Annotated in this window: 11 protein-coding genes; 7 read left to right on the top strand and 4 right to left on the bottom strand. The window is 57.3% G+C overall.

What is annotated here, in order from left to right; all coding sequences use genetic code 11:
- The 3 genes from AB5Y85_RS11315 to AB5Y85_RS11325 all read left to right on the top strand — a co-directional run.
- On the top strand, positions 1-255 hold a 255-nt coding region (locus tag AB5Y85_RS11315), incomplete at its 5' end, for a chorismate-binding protein (RefSeq protein WP_368221443.1).
- Between the two features lie 42 nt (positions 256-297).
- Complete coding sequence (locus AB5Y85_RS11320) at positions 298-864, top strand: CoA pyrophosphatase (protein WP_005351753.1); 567 nt, start codon at positions 298-300, stop codon at positions 862-864.
- A gap of 216 nt (positions 865-1,080) precedes the next feature.
- Positions 1,081-2,379: a serine/threonine transporter gene (locus AB5Y85_RS11325; RefSeq protein WP_005360372.1), complete on the top strand. Its 1,299-nt coding sequence runs from the start codon at positions 1,081-1,083 to the stop codon at positions 2,377-2,379.
- Between the two features lie 266 nt (positions 2,380-2,645).
- On the opposite strand, the gene AB5Y85_RS11330 is transcribed toward AB5Y85_RS11325, so the two are convergent.
- Entirely contained in the window at positions 2,646-3,638 is a 993-nt protein-coding gene (locus AB5Y85_RS11330; RefSeq protein ID WP_021230165.1) for a hypothetical protein, read from the bottom strand.
- Between the two features lie 207 nt (positions 3,639-3,845).
- The gene (gene sstT / locus AB5Y85_RS11335; RefSeq protein ID WP_005351744.1) at positions 3,846-5,096 is read right to left on the bottom strand and encodes a serine/threonine transporter SstT; all 1,251 of its coding nucleotides are present in this window, start codon (positions 5,094-5,096) and stop codon (positions 3,846-3,848) included.
- A 355-nt stretch (positions 5,097-5,451) separates the two neighbouring features.
- Between sstT and AB5Y85_RS11340 the strand changes: the two genes are divergently transcribed.
- From AB5Y85_RS11340 to AB5Y85_RS11355, 4 genes are all read left to right on the top strand, one after another.
- Positions 5,452-7,368 (top strand): ATP-dependent DNA helicase RecQ, encoded by a 1,917-nt coding sequence (locus AB5Y85_RS11340; protein ID WP_257687772.1) that lies wholly within the window; start codon positions 5,452-5,454, stop codon positions 7,366-7,368.
- A 591-nt stretch (positions 7,369-7,959) separates the two neighbouring features.
- Positions 7,960-9,882, top strand: a complete 1,923-nt coding sequence (locus tag AB5Y85_RS11345; protein ID WP_005333223.1) for a PrkA family serine protein kinase — start codon at positions 7,960-7,962, stop codon at positions 9,880-9,882.
- Between the two features lie 23 nt (positions 9,883-9,905).
- Positions 9,906-11,177, top strand: a complete 1,272-nt coding sequence (locus AB5Y85_RS11350; protein WP_005360363.1) for a YeaH/YhbH family protein — start codon at positions 9,906-9,908, stop codon at positions 11,175-11,177.
- A gap of 9 nt (positions 11,178-11,186) precedes the next feature.
- Positions 11,187-12,707, top strand: a complete 1,521-nt coding sequence (locus AB5Y85_RS11355) for a SpoVR family protein (RefSeq protein WP_005333227.1) — start codon at positions 11,187-11,189, stop codon at positions 12,705-12,707.
- A 168-nt stretch (positions 12,708-12,875) separates the two neighbouring features.
- Here AB5Y85_RS11355 and fadJ read toward each other — a convergent pair whose 3' ends face one another.
- Positions 12,876-15,023: a fatty acid oxidation complex subunit alpha FadJ gene (gene fadJ / locus AB5Y85_RS11360; protein ID WP_257687773.1), complete on the bottom strand. Its 2,148-nt coding sequence runs from the start codon at positions 15,021-15,023 to the stop codon at positions 12,876-12,878.
- Positions 15,023-16,333: an acetyl-CoA C-acyltransferase FadI gene (fadI, locus tag AB5Y85_RS11365; protein ID WP_257687771.1), complete on the bottom strand. Its 1,311-nt coding sequence runs from the start codon at positions 16,331-16,333 to the stop codon at positions 15,023-15,025. The genes fadJ and fadI overlap by 1 nt, the downstream gene beginning before the upstream one ends.
- Between the last annotated feature and the right edge of the window lie 178 nt (positions 16,334-16,511).

Below are 16,511 nucleotides of genomic sequence, written 5' to 3' on the forward strand. Positions count from 1 at the left end.
CCCAAAATCCGGGCTATGGAGATCATCGAAGAGCTTGAGCCCCAGCGCCGCAATGCCTATTGCGGCAGCATCGGCTATCTCAGCCAGCATGGCCGGATGGACACCAGCATCTGCATTCGCACTTTGATCGCCGAAGCGGGTCGTCTGCACTGCTGGGCCGGTGGCGGCATCATCGCCGACTCCGACGCCGACAGCGAATATCAGGAGACCTATGACAAGGTCGCCCGCATTCTGCCGCCCCTCTCGGCGCTGTAACCCTCCCCACTGTCTGGCCAACGCACAGGAGAGCTCCCCGCCATGGATCGCCACGAACTGCTGACCCGCTTCCAGTTGCAGCGACCCGCCCCGGCCCATCGCCTCGCCATCGGCGGGCTCAGTCCGGCGGCGGTGTTGATCCCGGTGGTGATGCGCGACGAGGGGCTCAGCGTGTTATTGACCCGGCGCAGCCCACGGCTACGTCATCATGGGGGGCAGATCAGCTTTCCCGGCGGGCGACAGGATCCCGGCGACGAGAACCTGATTGCCACGGCGCTGCGGGAGACCGAAGAGGAGCTCGGCATTCCGGCCCGACTTATTGAAGTGATCGGCACCCTCAACCCGCTCAATACGGTGTCACGATTCGAGGTACTGCCGGTGCTGGGGCTGCTCGATGGCAACTATCCCCTCATTCTGAGTCCGGATGAGGTGGATCACGCCTTTGAAGTGCCGCTGACCCATCTGCTGGATCGGCGTAACCACATCCCCCTGACCCTTTCCAGAGGGGGGAAAGCGCATACCATCTACTGGATCCCCTGGCAACAGCACTTTATCTGGGGGGCCACCGCCAGCATGATCAACCAGCTAGCCCAGCATCTCGCAAAATAACAATTTACCTACATTTGGCTGGGCGAGATTTAATCATTAACACTAAAATAACGTGCCAATTGATAAACAATAATTGAATTTTTCTTGTTTTGATCACATTTCCATAAGAAAGTGCGGTTTTTCGTGCCGTAAAGATGAATTTGATCAACATTTTTGATTAGAAAAACCGTATCCTTGCGCCGACTTAATAAGAACCACACATTCGGGGTGAGATAGATGTCAAACACAGTCACTGGCACGCAGGGAGTTGCGGCGTCAACAGAGCAAGGGATCAGCTCTACTCAAACCACTCGTTGGGAAAAACGCGACTCTACGTGGGTCATCAGTCTGTTCGGGACCGCAGTTGGCGCGGGGATCCTGTTCCTGCCGATCAACGCGGGTATGGGCGGTTTCTGGCCGCTGGTCGTCATGGCGCTGCTGGTAGGTCCCATGACCTATCTGGCCCACCGTGGCCTGGCCCGCTTCGTGCTCTCCTCCAAAAAGCCAAATGCAGACATCACCGAAGTGGTGGAAGAGCACTTTGGCGTGGGTGCTGGTAAATTAATCACCCTGCTCTACTTCTTCGCCATCTACCCCATCGTGCTGATCTACGGCGTGGGTATCACCAACACCGTCGAAAGCTTCATGGTCAACCAGCTGCAGATGAGTGCCCCGCCGCGCTGGATCCTCTCCATCGTGCTGATCATGGGCATGATGTCGGTGATGCTGGCCGGTGAAAAGCTGATGCTGAAAGTGACCGAGCTGCTGGTTTATCCGCTGATCGCCATTCTGGCCGGTATCTCTCTGTACCTCATTCCGGACTGGACCGGCGCGGCGCTGGAGCAAGTGCCCTCTGCCAAGGATTTCGCCACTACCCTGTGGCTGACCATCCCGGTACTGGTCTTCTCCTTCAACCACAGCCCGGCCATCTCCAGCTTCTCCCTGGCCCAGCGCCGCGACCACGGTGATCAGGCTGTCGAGAAAGCCGATGCCATCCTCAAGCGTACCGCCATGGTGCTGCTGGGCTTCGTGATGTTCTTCGTCTTCTCTTGCGTCATGAGCCTGACACCGGCTCAGCTGGCTGAAGCCAAAGCTCAGAACATCGCCGTGCTCTCCTATCTGGCGAACCAGCATGCCAGCCCCATCATCTCCTACTTCGGTCCGCTGGTTGCGTTCGTCGCCATCGTCTCCTCCTTCTTCGGCCACTATCTGGGTGCCCGTGAAGGTCTGAAAGGGATGATCGTGCAGAACATGCGCAAGTCCGGCAAAGAGCCGAACGCCAAGAAAGTCGAGATGTTCATCATCGCCTTCTTCATCCTGACCCTGTGGGGCACTGCCATTGCAAACCCCTCCATCCTGGGCATGATTGAATCCTTGGGCGGCCCGATCATCGCTACCATCCTGTTCATCATGCCGATGTACGCCATCAAGCGCGTACCGGCTATGGCGAAATATCAGGGCCATATCAGCAACGTCTTCGTTGCAACCATGGGCATGATCGCCATCTCCGCCATCCTCTATCAGCTGGTCGGTTAATCCCCTACCTGCCGCTGATAGCAAAAAGCCAGCCGAACACTCGGCTGGCTTTTTTTATTGCGTTGTCCCGTCCTGAATAGTCTTGCCACTCATCACGCAGTTATTGCAGCCACAGCACCTGAACTCACACAACAACCAAGGAAACAACCCTTATCCGGCAACCACATCATGATGTTTCAGGGCTTCGCACCGAACCTCGACCAACAAAAATGCCAGTCGGGTAAGCGACTGGCATCTCTTGATAAACACGCACTATCTCTGGCTGATTAGAGTGGTTGCGCTTCCAACAGGAACGGCGTGATACCGGTGATTTCCGGAATACCGAGCACCAGGGTGTCTTTCTGACCATTGCTACCCGGTTTCATGGTCAGATATGCAGTGACACTGGCGTTGCGATCGGCAAATTCGCGCATCCTTTTTTCCCAGAGCCCCTCATAAATTTTTCCCTCTTTGATATCAGCAGGCCCTGTCAAGGTATTGAAACTGCATGACCGATTGTTCCAACCAGTCAACGTCAGCTTGTTCAAACCTTGAGTGTTGGCCTCTGTCTCACCGCTTACAGAACACCCTTCTTTAAACAGGATGGTCAGCTTGATCCCCAAACCATTGTTGCTGCGCTCGGTTTTGAAATCTTGAAACAGTGCACTCTCCCCAAGGTTGTACCAGGAGTCCGCGTTGATAGGCGCAGTGACCATCGGCTGCAATGCCACTTGGCCGCCCCAATTCTGAATAGTGAGTGCAGAATCGATTTTGGCTTTGACGGGTCGATAATCGAGTACCCAGAGTGACTGGCTGCTTCCCGCCGTATCTGGCACAGACGCCACCTTGACCAACCCATCGACATTGGTATTGGACTTTTGCTCAGCCGAGTCGAAGGTACTGGGTTGGCTTTTGTTCACCAGCAACGACAACGTCAGTGGGTAACCCTCACCTTTATTCAGAGAAGAGAAGCCTTGAGGGAAGGTATAAGTGCTGACTGTGGCACTTCTTTTCTCAGCAATGTTCATCGCCCAACCCGTGCCCTCTGTGGACGCCGGATAGACAAGACCGACCGCACGATAACTGTCGTTGACCGGACGGTTGATTAACTGCCCCTGAGCGTCCATCAGGACGGGGAGATAGACGCCAGCCACCGGCAGCGCCCTCGGTTGCGGCTCCGGTGGCGTGGTACCACCACCACCACTATCTCCGCCACCACCACCGCAACCAACCAAACCTAATGCACCAATAATTGCCCACGAAAGCGTAGTTTTTTTCATTATTTAATCTCGTTTTTTAGCCTGAACCTTATTATTCCGCAGCTATTTTAACGGGGCAGCACCCGCACTGTCTGTCGGCTATTTGTAACCAAACATTTCATCAAAATGAATGTTTTCTTGCGCACTCCTCTCCTCAACACATTTAGGCCCGCTGATATAAAAAGCCCCTCACAGAGAGGGGCTGAATCGAAAAATCGAGCTACCGGCTCACGCCTCGCTGCTGGGCAGCGCGGAAGGTTCCAGCAGGGTTTCATCTTCGGCCATGCAAGCAGCGGCGGTGAACAGCACGTCGGTGGAGCTGTTCAGCGCCGTCTCGGCAGAATCCTGCAGCACGCCGATGATAAAGCCGACTGCTACCACCTGCATGGCGATGTCATTGCTGATGCCAAACAGGCTACAGGCCAGCGGGATCAGCAGCAAGGAGCCGCCCGCCACACCGGAAGCGCCACAGGCACTGATGGTGGCGACCACGGAGAGCAGAATGGCCGTTGCCATGTCCACTTCCATCCCCAGGGTATGTACCGCCGCCATGGCGAGCACAGTGATGGTGATAGCGGCACCCGCCATATTGATGGTGGCACCCAGCGGGATGGAGACCGCGTAGGTATCTTTGGGAAGACGCAGTTTTTCACACAGCGCCATGTTGACCGGAATGTTGGCGGCAGAGCTGCGGGTAAAGAAGGCGGTCACGCCGCTCTCTTTGAGGCAGGTCAGCACCAGCGGATAGGGGTTGCGCTTGATCTTCCAGAAGACGATCAATGGGTTGACCACAAAGGCGATAAACAGCATGCAGCCGATCAGCACCACCAGCAGTTGAGCATAGCCAAACAGGGCATCGAAGCCGGTCTCTGCCAGAGTGGAGGCAACCAGACCCAGGATCCCGAGCGGAGCACAGCGGATCACCGCTTTCACGATGGCGGAGACACCGTGAGACAGGTCAGTGATCAGCGCCTTGGTGCTCTCGTTGGCATGGCGCATGGCGATACCCAGACCGATGGCCCACGCAAGGATCCCGATATAGTTGGCATCCATCAACGCCTTGACCGGGTTGGTCACCACGTTGAACAGCAGGGTCTGCAGTACCTCGGTGATCCCGCCGGGCGGGGTGATCTCGGCAGTATTGGCCACCAGATGGAGGTTGGAGGGGAACAGGAAGCTGGCAATCACCGCGACCACGGCCGCAGAGAAGGTACCAAACAGGTAGAGCGCCAGCAGCGGGCGAATATTGGTCTTCTGACCCTGCTTGTGACCAATGATGGCCGCCATCACCAGTACGAATACCAGCAGCGGAGCTACCGCTTTCAGTGCACCAACGAACAGACTGCCAAGCAGACCTGCCGTTTTCGCCCACTCGGGCGCAAACAGTGCCAGCAAGATACCGAATACCAGACCAACCAGGATCTGGCTGACCAGGCTGGTGCTATTGACCAGCCGAAGGAGGGGGTGTTGTTGTGTCATCAAAAAAGTCCCTAAGCACCGTAGTGCATGAATCATGAGTCCTGTCTGCAACCACTCATCGGGAGACCCCTGTCGCCCGAATGTGGTGTCTGTGGCCAGCCTTCTGTCGGGCCGATCCGCCAGTCACCGGATTGCATGACGGAATATCCCATTCGCCATCTTTTTTTTCCAGAGACTCACCAAAAAATATCCCGTTTCCATCACAAAAAACCGCAACATAACCTTAACCACAGCGCAACCACCCATTTTTGTACGTTTTATCGACACTCTCTGCCCTCACCCTCACGACCATTCCTGTGCCACCCGTGACCGGTGTCGCTGTGCTATCATCCCCCATTTGCCGCGGAGCCTTGCCATGATCACATCCCTGCTCAACCAATATTTTGGTTTCTCCGCACTCAGGCCAGGTCAGGAGGCGGTGATCAGCCGGGTGCTGGCAGGTCAGAGTGCCGCCGCCATCTTTCCCACCGGCTCAGGCAAGTCGCTCTGTTATCAACTGCCTGCCCTCGCCCTGCCTCACCTGACCCTGGTTATATCGCCGCTGCTGGCGCTGATGCACGATCAACTCGCCTTCCTTAAAAGCAAGGGAATAAGCGCCGCTACCCTCGACTCTAGCCAGAGCCCGGAGGAGAGCCGACGAGTGATGCAGCAGGCGCTGGATGACCAGCTCAAGATCCTGATGATCTCGGTGGAGCGACTCAAGAACGAGCGTTTTCGCCGTTTTATCCAGCAAGTGCCGCTCTCGCTGCTGGTCGTCGATGAGGCGCACTGTATCTCGGAGTGGGGCCACAACTTTCGCCCCGACTACCTCAAGCTGCCGAGCTATCGCCATGACCTGAAGATCCCGCAGGTGCTGCTGCTCACCGCCACCGCCACACCGGCGGTTATTCAGGATATGCAGACCAAATTCGGCATCGCGCCGGAGGGGGTCGTGGTCACCGGTTTCTACCGCCCCAATCTTGATCTGGCGGTCATTCCCCTGGCGCCCGACGCGCGGGATAGCTGGCTCGCACAGGAGCTGGCCAACGCTCCGGCGGCCCCCACCATCGTCTACGTCACCTTGCAACACACCGCAGAAGCCTGTGCCGAGCAACTCATTAGAGAAGGGATCAACGCCCGCGCCTATCATGCCGGGCTCGACTCGGCGCTGCGCAGTCAGATCCAGCACGACTTCATGGCGGGCAAGGTGGATTGCATCGTCGCCACCATCGCCTTTGGCATGGGGATCGACAAAGCAGATATCCGGCGGGTCATTCACTACGATCTGCCCAAATCCATCGAGAACTACAGCCAGGAAATTGGCCGCGCCGGACGGGATGGCCAGCCATCGCGCTGTATTGTGCTGGCCAACCAGAGCCAGCTGCCGGTGCTGGAGAACTTCGTCTACGGCGATACGCCGGATTTGAGTGCCATCCTCCAGCTCCTTGCCATCATCAAACAGAGCGGGAGCGAGTGGGAATTCACCCTGCTGCGTCTCTCCAACGACACCAATATCCGCCAGTTGCCCCTTAAAACCCTGCTGGTCTATCTTGAGATGGCAGGCATCATCACCCCGGCCTACACCTACTACGCCGACTACCGCTTCAAGTTTGTGCTGGATAAAGGCGAGATAGTGAGTCGCTTCAATCCGGATCGTCGCCAGTTTCTGGAGCAACTGTTCGCCTGCGCCCCGCAAGCCCGCAGTTGGTGCACCATGGACTTTGACGCCCTCTGGCAGGGCTATCAGGGAGAGCGGCAGCGGGCGGTTGCGGCACTCGACTACCTGCAGCAGCAAGGCTGGATCGAGCTTGAAAGCAAACAGATGACCGAGGTCTACCGGATCAACCGTCAGGGGTGGGACAACGAGCAGGAAGCAAAAGCCCTGCACGCCCTGTTCCTGCAAAAAGAGCAGAGCGAGCTGGCCAGACTGCAAGCCATGCTCGACTTTTTCACCTCAAGTGAGTGCCTGAGCCACCGCCTCGCCCGCTATTTTGCCGATGAGGTGGCGCCGGTTCATTGTGGCCACTGTTCGGTTTGTCGCGGCGAGGTGGCGCATCTTCCTCCCCTACCCTCACTGACCATGCCAAACGAGGCGGGGATCCGCGCCTGGTGCGATCCGCTGATTGCCAAGACAGGTTCGGTGGATGCGCGTGTTCTGGCCCGTTTCCTGTGCGGTATCGCCACACCGCTGACCAGCCGGGTCAAGGCCAAATCGCTGGCGGGCGCAGGCCAGTTGGCCGCCCACCCGTTTGCCCGCGTCCTGGCGGCCGTGCAACAAGCCTACCCTTGCTAGGTGAGTGCTGGCTGCGTCAATAGCCACCAGCAGAAACAAGCGTTTACAGACGCAGAAAAAGAAGACCCTCGCGGTTGCGAGGGTCAAGCCAACGGAAACGTGCTTAAACAGAGCTTGGTGAGGCAACAGTCAACTCTCTTGCTAAAGCATCTTGCTGCTCACACATCGCCAATCTAGGGCACCCAAAATGTAGCGTCAATGTAAAAATTAGAGCCAAAACTCCAAACAAAGTGATTTACGTTAACGTTCACGTAATGACATTCTCATCCATAACCCCGCCAACCCGCAGCCCCATTGCCTTTCGTCAAACCCCTTAATCTTTTCGCAATAAGTTCCCTGTTTCCCATAAACATTTATTTTTTATGTCTTTGACATTTACCTCACTATCGTGGCAAAAATAATTTAACAGTCAGTAACATAGCGGTGTTGTTGACTGACCCTCCCCGCACAAGGATCGGGCAGGTTTCTTCAGAATTTAACCTATCAACCGTGATGGATTACTGGAGTCTGTTGACTAGGCTTTAAAAGCGCACAACACAAAAGCAGTCATCCACTTTTTTCAGGGTAAGCGACTATAACGAGGGCAAAGTTATGGGCATATTCGAGCATTACCAACAGCGATATGAAAAAGCGAGAGAAGAGGAATATACCATCCAGGAGTTCCTGGATATGTGTAAGCAGGACAAAGCCTGCTACGCCTCCGCAGCCGAACGTCTGCTGACCGCCATTGGTGAGCCGGAGATGGTAGACACCTCAGCCAACCCCAGACTGAGCCGACTCTTCTCCAACCGCGTCGTGGCACGCTATCCCGCCTTCAAGGATTTCTACGGGATGGAAGAGGCCATCGAACAGATCGTCTCCTACCTCAAACACTCCGCCCAGGGGCTGGAGGAGAAGAAACAGATCCTCTATCTGCTGGGCCCCGTTGGCGGCGGTAAATCCTCGCTGGCAGAGAAACTCAAATCCCTGATGCAGAAGGTGCCCATCTATCGCATCAAGGGCTCACCAGTCAACGATCACCCCTTCTGCCTGTTCGATATCGAAGAGGATGGGGAGATCTTGGAGAAAGAGTACGGCATCCCGCGCCGTTACCTGCGTCCCATCATGTCCCCCTGGGTGGCCAAACGCCTGCACGAGTTTGGCGGCGACATCACCAAGTTCAAGGTGGAGAAGGTCAACCCCTCCATCCTCGATCAAATCGCCATTGCCAAGACTGAACCCGGGGATGACAACAACCAGGACATCTCCTCACTGGTCGGCAAGGTCGACATCCGCATGCTGGAGCACTTCGCCCAGGATGACGCCGATGCCTACTCCTACTCAGGTGCGCTGTGTAAAGCGAACCAGGGGGTTATGGAGTTTGTGGAGATGTTCAAGGCGCCGATCAAGGTGCTGCACCCGCTGCTGACTGCAACCCAGGAGGGTAACTACAACGGTACCGAAGGGCTCTCCGCCCTCCCCTTTGACGGCATTCTGCTGGCCCACTCCAACGAATCCGAGTGGCAGCAGTTCCGCAACAACAAGAACAACGAAGCCTTCCTCGACCGGGTCTACATCGTCAAGGTGCCTTACTGCCTGCGCGTCTCCGAAGAGGTGAAGATCTACGAGAAGCTGCTGATCAACAGCGAGCTGACCGAGGCCAAGTGTGCCCCGGGTACCCTCGAGCTGCTGGGCCAATTCTCGGTATTGTCACGGCTGAAAGAGCCGGAAAACTCCAGCATCTACTCCAAGATGCGGGTCTATGATGGCGAAAGCCTGAAAGACACCGATCCCAAGGCGAAGAGCTATCAGGAGTATCGCGACTACGCCGGTGTGGACGAGGGGATGAATGGTCTCTCAACCCGCTTCGCGTTCAAGATCCTCTCCCGCGTCTTCAACTTCGACCACGCGGAAGTGGCCGCCAACCCGGTGCACCTCTTCTATGTGCTGGAGCAGCAGATCGAGCGCGAGCAATTCCCGCAAGAGCTGCACGATCGCTACCTTGAGTTCATCAAGGGCTATCTGACCCCGCGCTATGTGGAGTTCATCGGCAAGGAGATCCAGACGGCCTATCTCGAGTCCTACTCAGAGTACGGTCAGAACATCTTCGATCGCTACGTCACTTACGCCGACTTCTGGATCCAGGATCAGGAGTACCGTGACCCCGAAACCGGCCAGCTGTTTGACAGAGCGTCTCTCAACAGCGAGCTGGAGAAAATTGAAAAACCCGCCGGGATCAGCAACCCGAAAGATTTCCGTAACGAAATCGTCAACTTCGTGCTGCGTGCCCGGGCCAACAATGCAGGCCGTAACCCCAACTGGACCAGTTACGAGAAGCTGCGCACCGTGATCGAGAAGAAGATGTTCTCCAACACGGAAGAGCTGCTGCCGGTTATCTCCTTCAACAGCAAAACCTCGGCCGAGGAGCAGAAGAAGCACGATAACTTTGTCGAACGGATGATGGAGAAAGGCTACACCCGTAAACAGGTGCGACTGCTCTCCGAATGGTATCTCAGGGTACGCAAGTCATCCTGACCCTGACTGTTCAAGGGGGAGTTATGGCGCATTTTATCGACCGCAGGCTCAACGGCAAAAACAAAAGCGCTGTCAATCGGCAGCGCTTCATCCGCCGCTACAAGAAGCAGATAAAACAAGCGGTCTCGGATGCTGTCTCCAAGCGCAGCATTCAGGACGTAGACAAGGGCGAGAGCATCAGCATCCCGACCAAGGATATCGGCGAGCCCCATTTTCATCAGGGGCACGGTGGTAAACGGGAGATGGTGCATCCCGGCAATGACCAGTTCGTCTCCGGCGACAAGATTGACCGTCCCAAAGGAGGGGGCGGCGGACAGGGTTCCGGCGAGGGACAGGCATCCAATCAGGGTGAAGGGGCCGATGATTTCGTGTTCCAGATCTCCAAGGATGAGTATCTCGATCTGCTGTTTGAAGATCTGGAGCTGCCCAGGCTGCAGAAAACCCAGCTCAACCAGCTGATGGAGGTGAAAACCTATCGGGCGGGCTACACCTCAAACGGAGTGCCCGCCAACATCAACGTGGTGCGTTCCCTGCAAAATTCGCTGGCACGTCGCATGGCGCTGCAAGCAGGCAAGAAACGCCAATTGCATGAACTGGAAGATCGGCTGGCCCTGCTGGCCACCGATCCCAACGAGCACTTTGCCGAAATCGCCCTGCTCGAGAAGGAGATCAGGGAGCTGAAACGACGGATCGATGCGGTGCCGTTTATCGACACCTTCGATCTCAAGTTCAACAACTTCGTCAAACGGCCCGTCCCCTCCAGCCAGGCGGTGATGTTCTGCCTGATGGACGTCTCGGGCTCCATGGATCAGGCCACCAAGGAGATGGCCAAGCGTTTCTATATCCTGCTCTATCTGTTCCTGAGCCGGACTTACAAGAACGTAGAAGTGGTCTATATCCGCCACCATACCCAGGCCAAGGAGGTGGACGAGCACGAGTTCTTCTACTCCCAGGAGACTGGCGGCACCATCGTCTCCAGCGCCCTCAAGATGATGAACGACATCATCAACGAACGTTACCCCGCCAACCAGTGGAACATCTATGCGGCGCAAGCGTCGGATGGTGACAACTGGGCTGATGACTCACCGCAGTGCAGGGAGATCCTGGCGCGGGACATCATGCCAAGGGTGCGGTACTACTCCTACATCGAGATCACCACCCGTGCCCACCAGACCCTGTGGCACGAATATGAGTCGGTAGCCAGCCAGTTCCCCCACTTTGCGATGGAGCACATTCGCAAGGTCGAGGATATCTATCCGGTGTTCCGCGAGCTGTTCAAGAAACAAGCGGCGTGAGGAGGTCACATGATCGAAACAGAAAAACGTGTAGCGCCACTGGATGACGGACCAGACTGGAACTTCGATCTGCTGGAGACCTATCACCAGGAGATCGCCCGGGTCGCCCGCTTCTACAAGCTGGACACTTACCCCAACCAGATCGAGGTGATCACCGCCGAGCAGATGATGGATGCCTACTCCAGCGTCGGCATGCCCATCGGCTATCAACACTGGTCGTTCGGCAAGCGCTTTATCCATACCGAGCGCAACTACAAGCGCGGCCAGATGGGGCTGGCCTACGAGATCGTCATCAACTCGGATCCCTGCATCGCCTACTTGATGGAGGAGAACACCATGCCGATGCAGGCACTGGTGATGGCCCACGCCTGCTACGGTCACAACTCCTTCTTCAAGAACAACTACCTGTTCAAGGCCTGGACCGATGCCTCCTCCATCATTGACTACCTGCTGTTCGCCAAGAACTACATCACCCAGTGTGAAGAGAAGCACGGTATCGAGGCGGTGGAGCAGTTGCTCGACTCCTGCCATGCCCTGATGAACTTCGGGGTGGATCGCTACAAGCGGCCCCAGAAGATCTCGATGGCAGAGGAGAAGCGGCGCCAGAAGGCGCGGGAAGATTATCTGCAGACTCAGGTCAATGAGCTGTGGCGTACCCTGCCCAAGCAGCATAAAGCGGCTGGCGTGGAGGACAGGCGCTACCCCGCCGAGCCCCAGGAGAACATTCTCTACTTCATCGAGAAGAATGCCCCCTTGCTGGAGCCCTGGCAGCGGGAAGTGGTGCGCATCGTGCGCAAGATCAGCCAGTATTTCTATCCGCAAAAGCAGACCCAGGTGATGAACGAGGGGTGGGCCACCTTCTGGCACTACACCATCCTCAATCACCTCTATGACGAGGGCAAGCTGAGCGATCGCTTCATGATGGAGGTGCTGCACAGCCACACCAACGTGGTTTATCAACCGGCTTACAACAGCCGCTACTACTCGGGGATCAACCCTTATGCGCTGGGGTTTGCCATGTTTACCGACCTGCGCCGCATCTGCGAGAACCCGACCGAGGAGGATAGATACTGGTTCCCCGACTATGCCGGCAGCAACTGGGTCGAAACCCTCCACTTTGCCATGCAGAACTTCAAGGATGAGAGCTTTATCAGCCAGTTCTTAAGCCCGAAAGTGATGCGGGATATGAAGTTGTTCGCCATTGATGACGACGATCTGAAGAACTATCTGAAGGTCTCCGCTATCCACAATGACGAGGGGTACCGTCAGGTGCGCAATACCCTGTCGGCCCAATACAACCTCAGCAATCTGGAACCCAATATTCAGGTCTACAACGTTGCCGTGAAGGGGGATCGCTCCCTCACCCTGCGCTATGTGCCCCACAACCGCATACCCCTTGGCGACTCACGCCATGAGGTGCTCAAACACCTGCACCAACTGTGGGGATTTGACGTGGTGCTGGAACAGGATAACGGCGATCTGCCTGCAGATATCATCGGCCGCTGCCCGGAGCGCAAACCTGGGATCTGACCCGTGATCAGATATATCTACGGCCCACTTCGGTGGGCCATTTTTTCGGCCTTCGCCTCTGCCTGCATCATCGCAGCACCACCTGAATAACCCGAACAAACCACAATATAGAAAGAGGCCCGCATGGTGTGCGGGCCTCGTGGTCTTGCGGTCAATCTGCAGCGGTTATCAGTAGAAGGTCTGCTGCTCTGCGGCCATTGCCTTGAGGCGGGCACAGGGGGCAAACCGGTCGCCATGGCGCTTCTGGTAATACTCCAGACGGCCAACCAGATGATCAATTCCTAAGGTGTCCATGTAGCGGAACGGGCCGCCAAGGAATGGCGGGAAGCCGATGCCGAAGATGGCCCCGATATCGCCATCACGGGCCGACGCCACCACACCGCTATCCAACGCCATGGCCGCTTCGTTGAGCATCAGCAACACGCAGCGCTCGGCGATCTCCTGACGGGCCAGCTTGGCAGAAGGCTTGATGCCGAGCACGCCATAGACGCTCTCGTCCACCGTCTTCTTGCCCTCTTTGCCGGTCAGCTTGTTGCGCGGTGCCGCCTTGCCATAGAGGTAGAAGCCCTTGCCATTCTTGCGTCCCTTGCGATCATTTTGCAGCAGCTTGTCGAACGCCTTGGGCGCCTGGAACTGCTCTCCGCCCAGCTCTTTCTCGAGAATGGGGGAGATCTTGGCGCCCACATCGATCCCCACTTCGTCGAGCAAGGTGATGGGGCCAACCGGGAAGCCAAAGTCCAGCAGCGCGCTGTCCAGCACCTCCACCGGCTCCCCTTCCAGCACCAATCGCGCCGCCTCATTCATGTAGGGCGCCAGGATGCGGTTGACGTAGAAACCGGCTTCGTCCTTCACCACGATGGGCGTTTTGCCCTGGGCACGGGCAAAAGCCAGAGTGGTGGCAACCGTCTCGGCACTGGTGCCAGCGTGAGGGATGATCTCCGCCAGCGGCATCTTGTCCACTGGGCTGAAGTAGTGCAGCCCCACGACTCGCTCCGGATGCGCCGCCTCTGCTGCAATCTGGTTGATAGGCAAGGAGGAGGTGTTGGACGCAAACACTGTGTGTTCACCGCACTCGCGCTCTACATCTTTCACCATCTGGTGTTTGAGCGCGAGATCTTCAAACACCGCCTCCACCACCATGTCGACCCGGTGGAAACCGGAGTAGTCGAGGGTGCCGGTCAGCAAGCTCATTTGCTTCTCAAGCTCACTGCGCAAGATATGACGGCGCTTGAGCTTCTTGGCCAGGATGTCGTAGCTGTAGCGCATGGCATTGCCGATCCCGCTGCTTGCCACATCCTTGATCCGCACCGGCACGCCCGCCTTGGTAGCGGTGACGAACGCGATGCCCCCCCCCATCAGACCACCGCCCAGCACTGCGGCATGGGCCACCTTGCGCGGCTCGGCCCCCTGATAGGTGACCTCTTTCTTCATCTCGGTGGTAGCAAAAAAGATGGAACGCAGGGCGGCAGACTCAGCAGTCATCACCAGCTCGCCAAAGTGGCGGGATTCAGCGGCCAGACCGGCCTTCATCCCCTCCTCTACGCCGATGCGCACAACATCCAGGATCCGGTCTGGCGCCGGGTAGTTGCCACGGGTCTTGGCTTTCACCCCCTTGCTGGCTTGATCGAACAGTACCTTGCGACCCAGCTTGTTGGTCTCCAGCACCTTGCCTTGCAGATCCCGTTTCAACTGATGTCGCGGTTTGCCCTTCTTGGCCAGCTTGATGGCAGCATCCAGCAAGATTGACGGCGACACCACATCGTCCACCAGCCCCAATTTTTTGGCTTGTTTGGCGCGAACCTGCTTGCCGGTCAGCATCAGATCCAGCGCCTTGGCCACTCCGATAAGGCGCGGCAGACGCTGGGTACCGCCAGAGCCCGGCAGCAGGCCAAGCTGAACTTCCGGCAATCCCAGCACAGATTTGCCGTGTTCGGTCACCACCCGGCCATGGCAGGCCAGCGCCAGCTCCAGCCCGCCACCGAGGCAGGGGCCATGAATGGCGGCGATCACCGGAATGGTCAGCCCCTCGATCTCGGCGAAAATCTCCTGCCCTTCCCGAGACAGGGTCTCGGCATCCTTGGCACTGGTACAGGCGGCCAGCATGGTGATGTCAGCGCCAGCGATGAAGGAGTCCTTTTTGCCGGAGGTGATCACCAGCCCGATCAAATCCTTGTTGCGTTTTACCTCGTCCAGTACGGAGCGGATCTCCTCGACAAAGGCGGCCTTGAGGGTATTCATGCTCTCGCCCGGCACATCCATGGTGAGGATGCCGATGCCATCTTTACGAACATCCAGGGAAAAAGTCTTAGCGCTCATCATTCAACCTCCAACACCATAGCCACGCCCAATCCACCCGCCGCGCAGGCGGTGTTGAGCCCCAATCCCCCGCCGCGACGACGCAGCTCGTGCAGGGTCTGGGTGATCATCCGCGCACCGGTCGCGGCAAAGGGGTGGCCATAGGCCAGCGAACCGCCGAGGACATTGAACTTCTCCATGTCCACCTCGCCGATAGCCTGTTCGCGGCCCAGCTTTTCACGGGCAAACTCGTGGCTGGCAAACATCTTGAGGTTGGCCAGAGTCTGGGCGGCAAAGGCTTCGTGCATGTCGATCAGGGTCAGATCGCTGAGCGTGATACCGGCTCTGTCCAGCGCCAGCGGCGTGGCGTAGGAGGGCCCCATCAGCATGTCCTGCCAGACATCGATGGCCGAGAAAGCGAAGCTGCGGATATAGCCAAGCGGTTCGAGGCCCAGCTCTTTCGCCCGACCTTCCCGCATCAACAGCACGGCAGCAGCGCCATCGGTCAGCGGCGTGGCGTTGGCAGCAGTGACTGTGCCATGGACTCGGTCAAACACCGGCTTGAGCTTGGCGTAGCTCGCCAGATCCGAGCTTTCACGGATATTGTTGTCCCGCTCGAGCGGTGATTTGTAGGGCGGTACATGGGCGGTAAACACCTCGCCGCTCAGCTTGCCATCGGCCCAAGCCTGCGCGGCCAGGGTGTGGGAGCGGTGAGCCAGCGCATCTTGCGCCTCGCGGCTGATCTGGTGGCTCTTGGCCATCTGCTCGGCGGTCTGCCCCATGGAGAGGCCAGTAGAGTATTCCGCCACCGCAGGCGGCACCGGCAGCAGATCCTTGACCCGCAACTGGCGCAGAATATTGAAGCGTTGCTGCAGATTGCGCGCCTTGTTGAGATCCACCAGAGCGCGGGCCAGCTTCTTGCTCACCCCAATGGGGAGCACAGAGGAGGAGTCGGCACCGCCGGCGATGGCGATATCCACAGTCCCCGCCATGATGGATTCGGTGACGTTGGCCACCGCCTGGAAACTGGTGGCGCAAGCGCGGGAGACGCTATAGGCATCGGTATTGACGCTCATGCCGGTACCGAGCACGATCTCGCGGGCAATGTTGGGGGCTTCCGGCATCTGAACCACCTGGCCAAACACCAGCTGGTCGATAAGCTTGGGGTCGAGATCGGTGCGGGCGAGCATCTCGCTCACCACCAGTTTGCCGAGATCCACCGCAGGCACGCCATGAAAGGCGGTGGCCTGCTTGGCAAAAGGGGTACGCAGCCCCGCCACGACGGCAATCCGTTCGCCCTGGCGAGTCGTCAGTTTCAATGGCTGTTTCATCCTGGCTCCTTGGTTTAAAAGGCAGAGGTCTGACCTGATTGCGCCACATCTTAACAATCCAATCACAAGTTTCATACAGCTGATTGAAACTAAATTAAGCGCGGCAAGGCCCCTTTGCTCGCCCTTGGGAAGCAACTGGAGTATAAAAAGATCAACTTCCATAAAAACAACGGGTTTA

The sequence above is a fragment of the Aeromonas sp. R3-1 genome (assembly GCF_040908345.1).
GTDB classification, from domain to species: Bacteria; Pseudomonadota; Gammaproteobacteria; order Enterobacterales; family Aeromonadaceae; genus Aeromonas; species Aeromonas veronii.

Excerpts from the sequence above, each read along its gene's own strand:
- AB5Y85_RS11320 (WP_005351753.1), top strand. The coding sequence starts at position 298 with ATGGATCGCCACGAACTGCTGACCCGCTTCCAGTTGCAGCGACCCGCC.
- AB5Y85_RS11325 (WP_005360372.1), top strand. The coding sequence starts at position 1,081 with ATGTCAAACACAGTCACTGGCACGCAGGGAGTTGCGGCGTCAACAGAG.
- AB5Y85_RS11330 (WP_021230165.1), bottom strand. The coding sequence starts at position 3,638 with ATGAAAAAAACTACGCTTTCGTGGGCAATTATTGGTGCATTAGGTTTG.
- sstT (WP_005351744.1), bottom strand. The coding sequence starts at position 5,096 with ATGACACAACAACACCCCCTCCTTCGGCTGGTCAATAGCACCAGCCTG.
- AB5Y85_RS11340 (WP_257687772.1), top strand. The coding sequence starts at position 5,452 with ATGATCACATCCCTGCTCAACCAATATTTTGGTTTCTCCGCACTCAGG.
- AB5Y85_RS11345 (WP_005333223.1), top strand. The coding sequence starts at position 7,960 with ATGGGCATATTCGAGCATTACCAACAGCGATATGAAAAAGCGAGAGAA.
- AB5Y85_RS11350 (WP_005360363.1), top strand. The coding sequence starts at position 9,906 with ATGGCGCATTTTATCGACCGCAGGCTCAACGGCAAAAACAAAAGCGCT.
- AB5Y85_RS11355 (WP_005333227.1), top strand. The coding sequence starts at position 11,187 with ATGATCGAAACAGAAAAACGTGTAGCGCCACTGGATGACGGACCAGAC.
- fadJ (WP_257687773.1), bottom strand. The coding sequence starts at position 15,023 with ATGAGCGCTAAGACTTTTTCCCTGGATGTTCGTAAAGATGGCATCGGC.
- fadI (WP_257687771.1), bottom strand. The coding sequence starts at position 16,333 with ATGAAACAGCCATTGAAACTGACGACTCGCCAGGGCGAACGGATTGCC.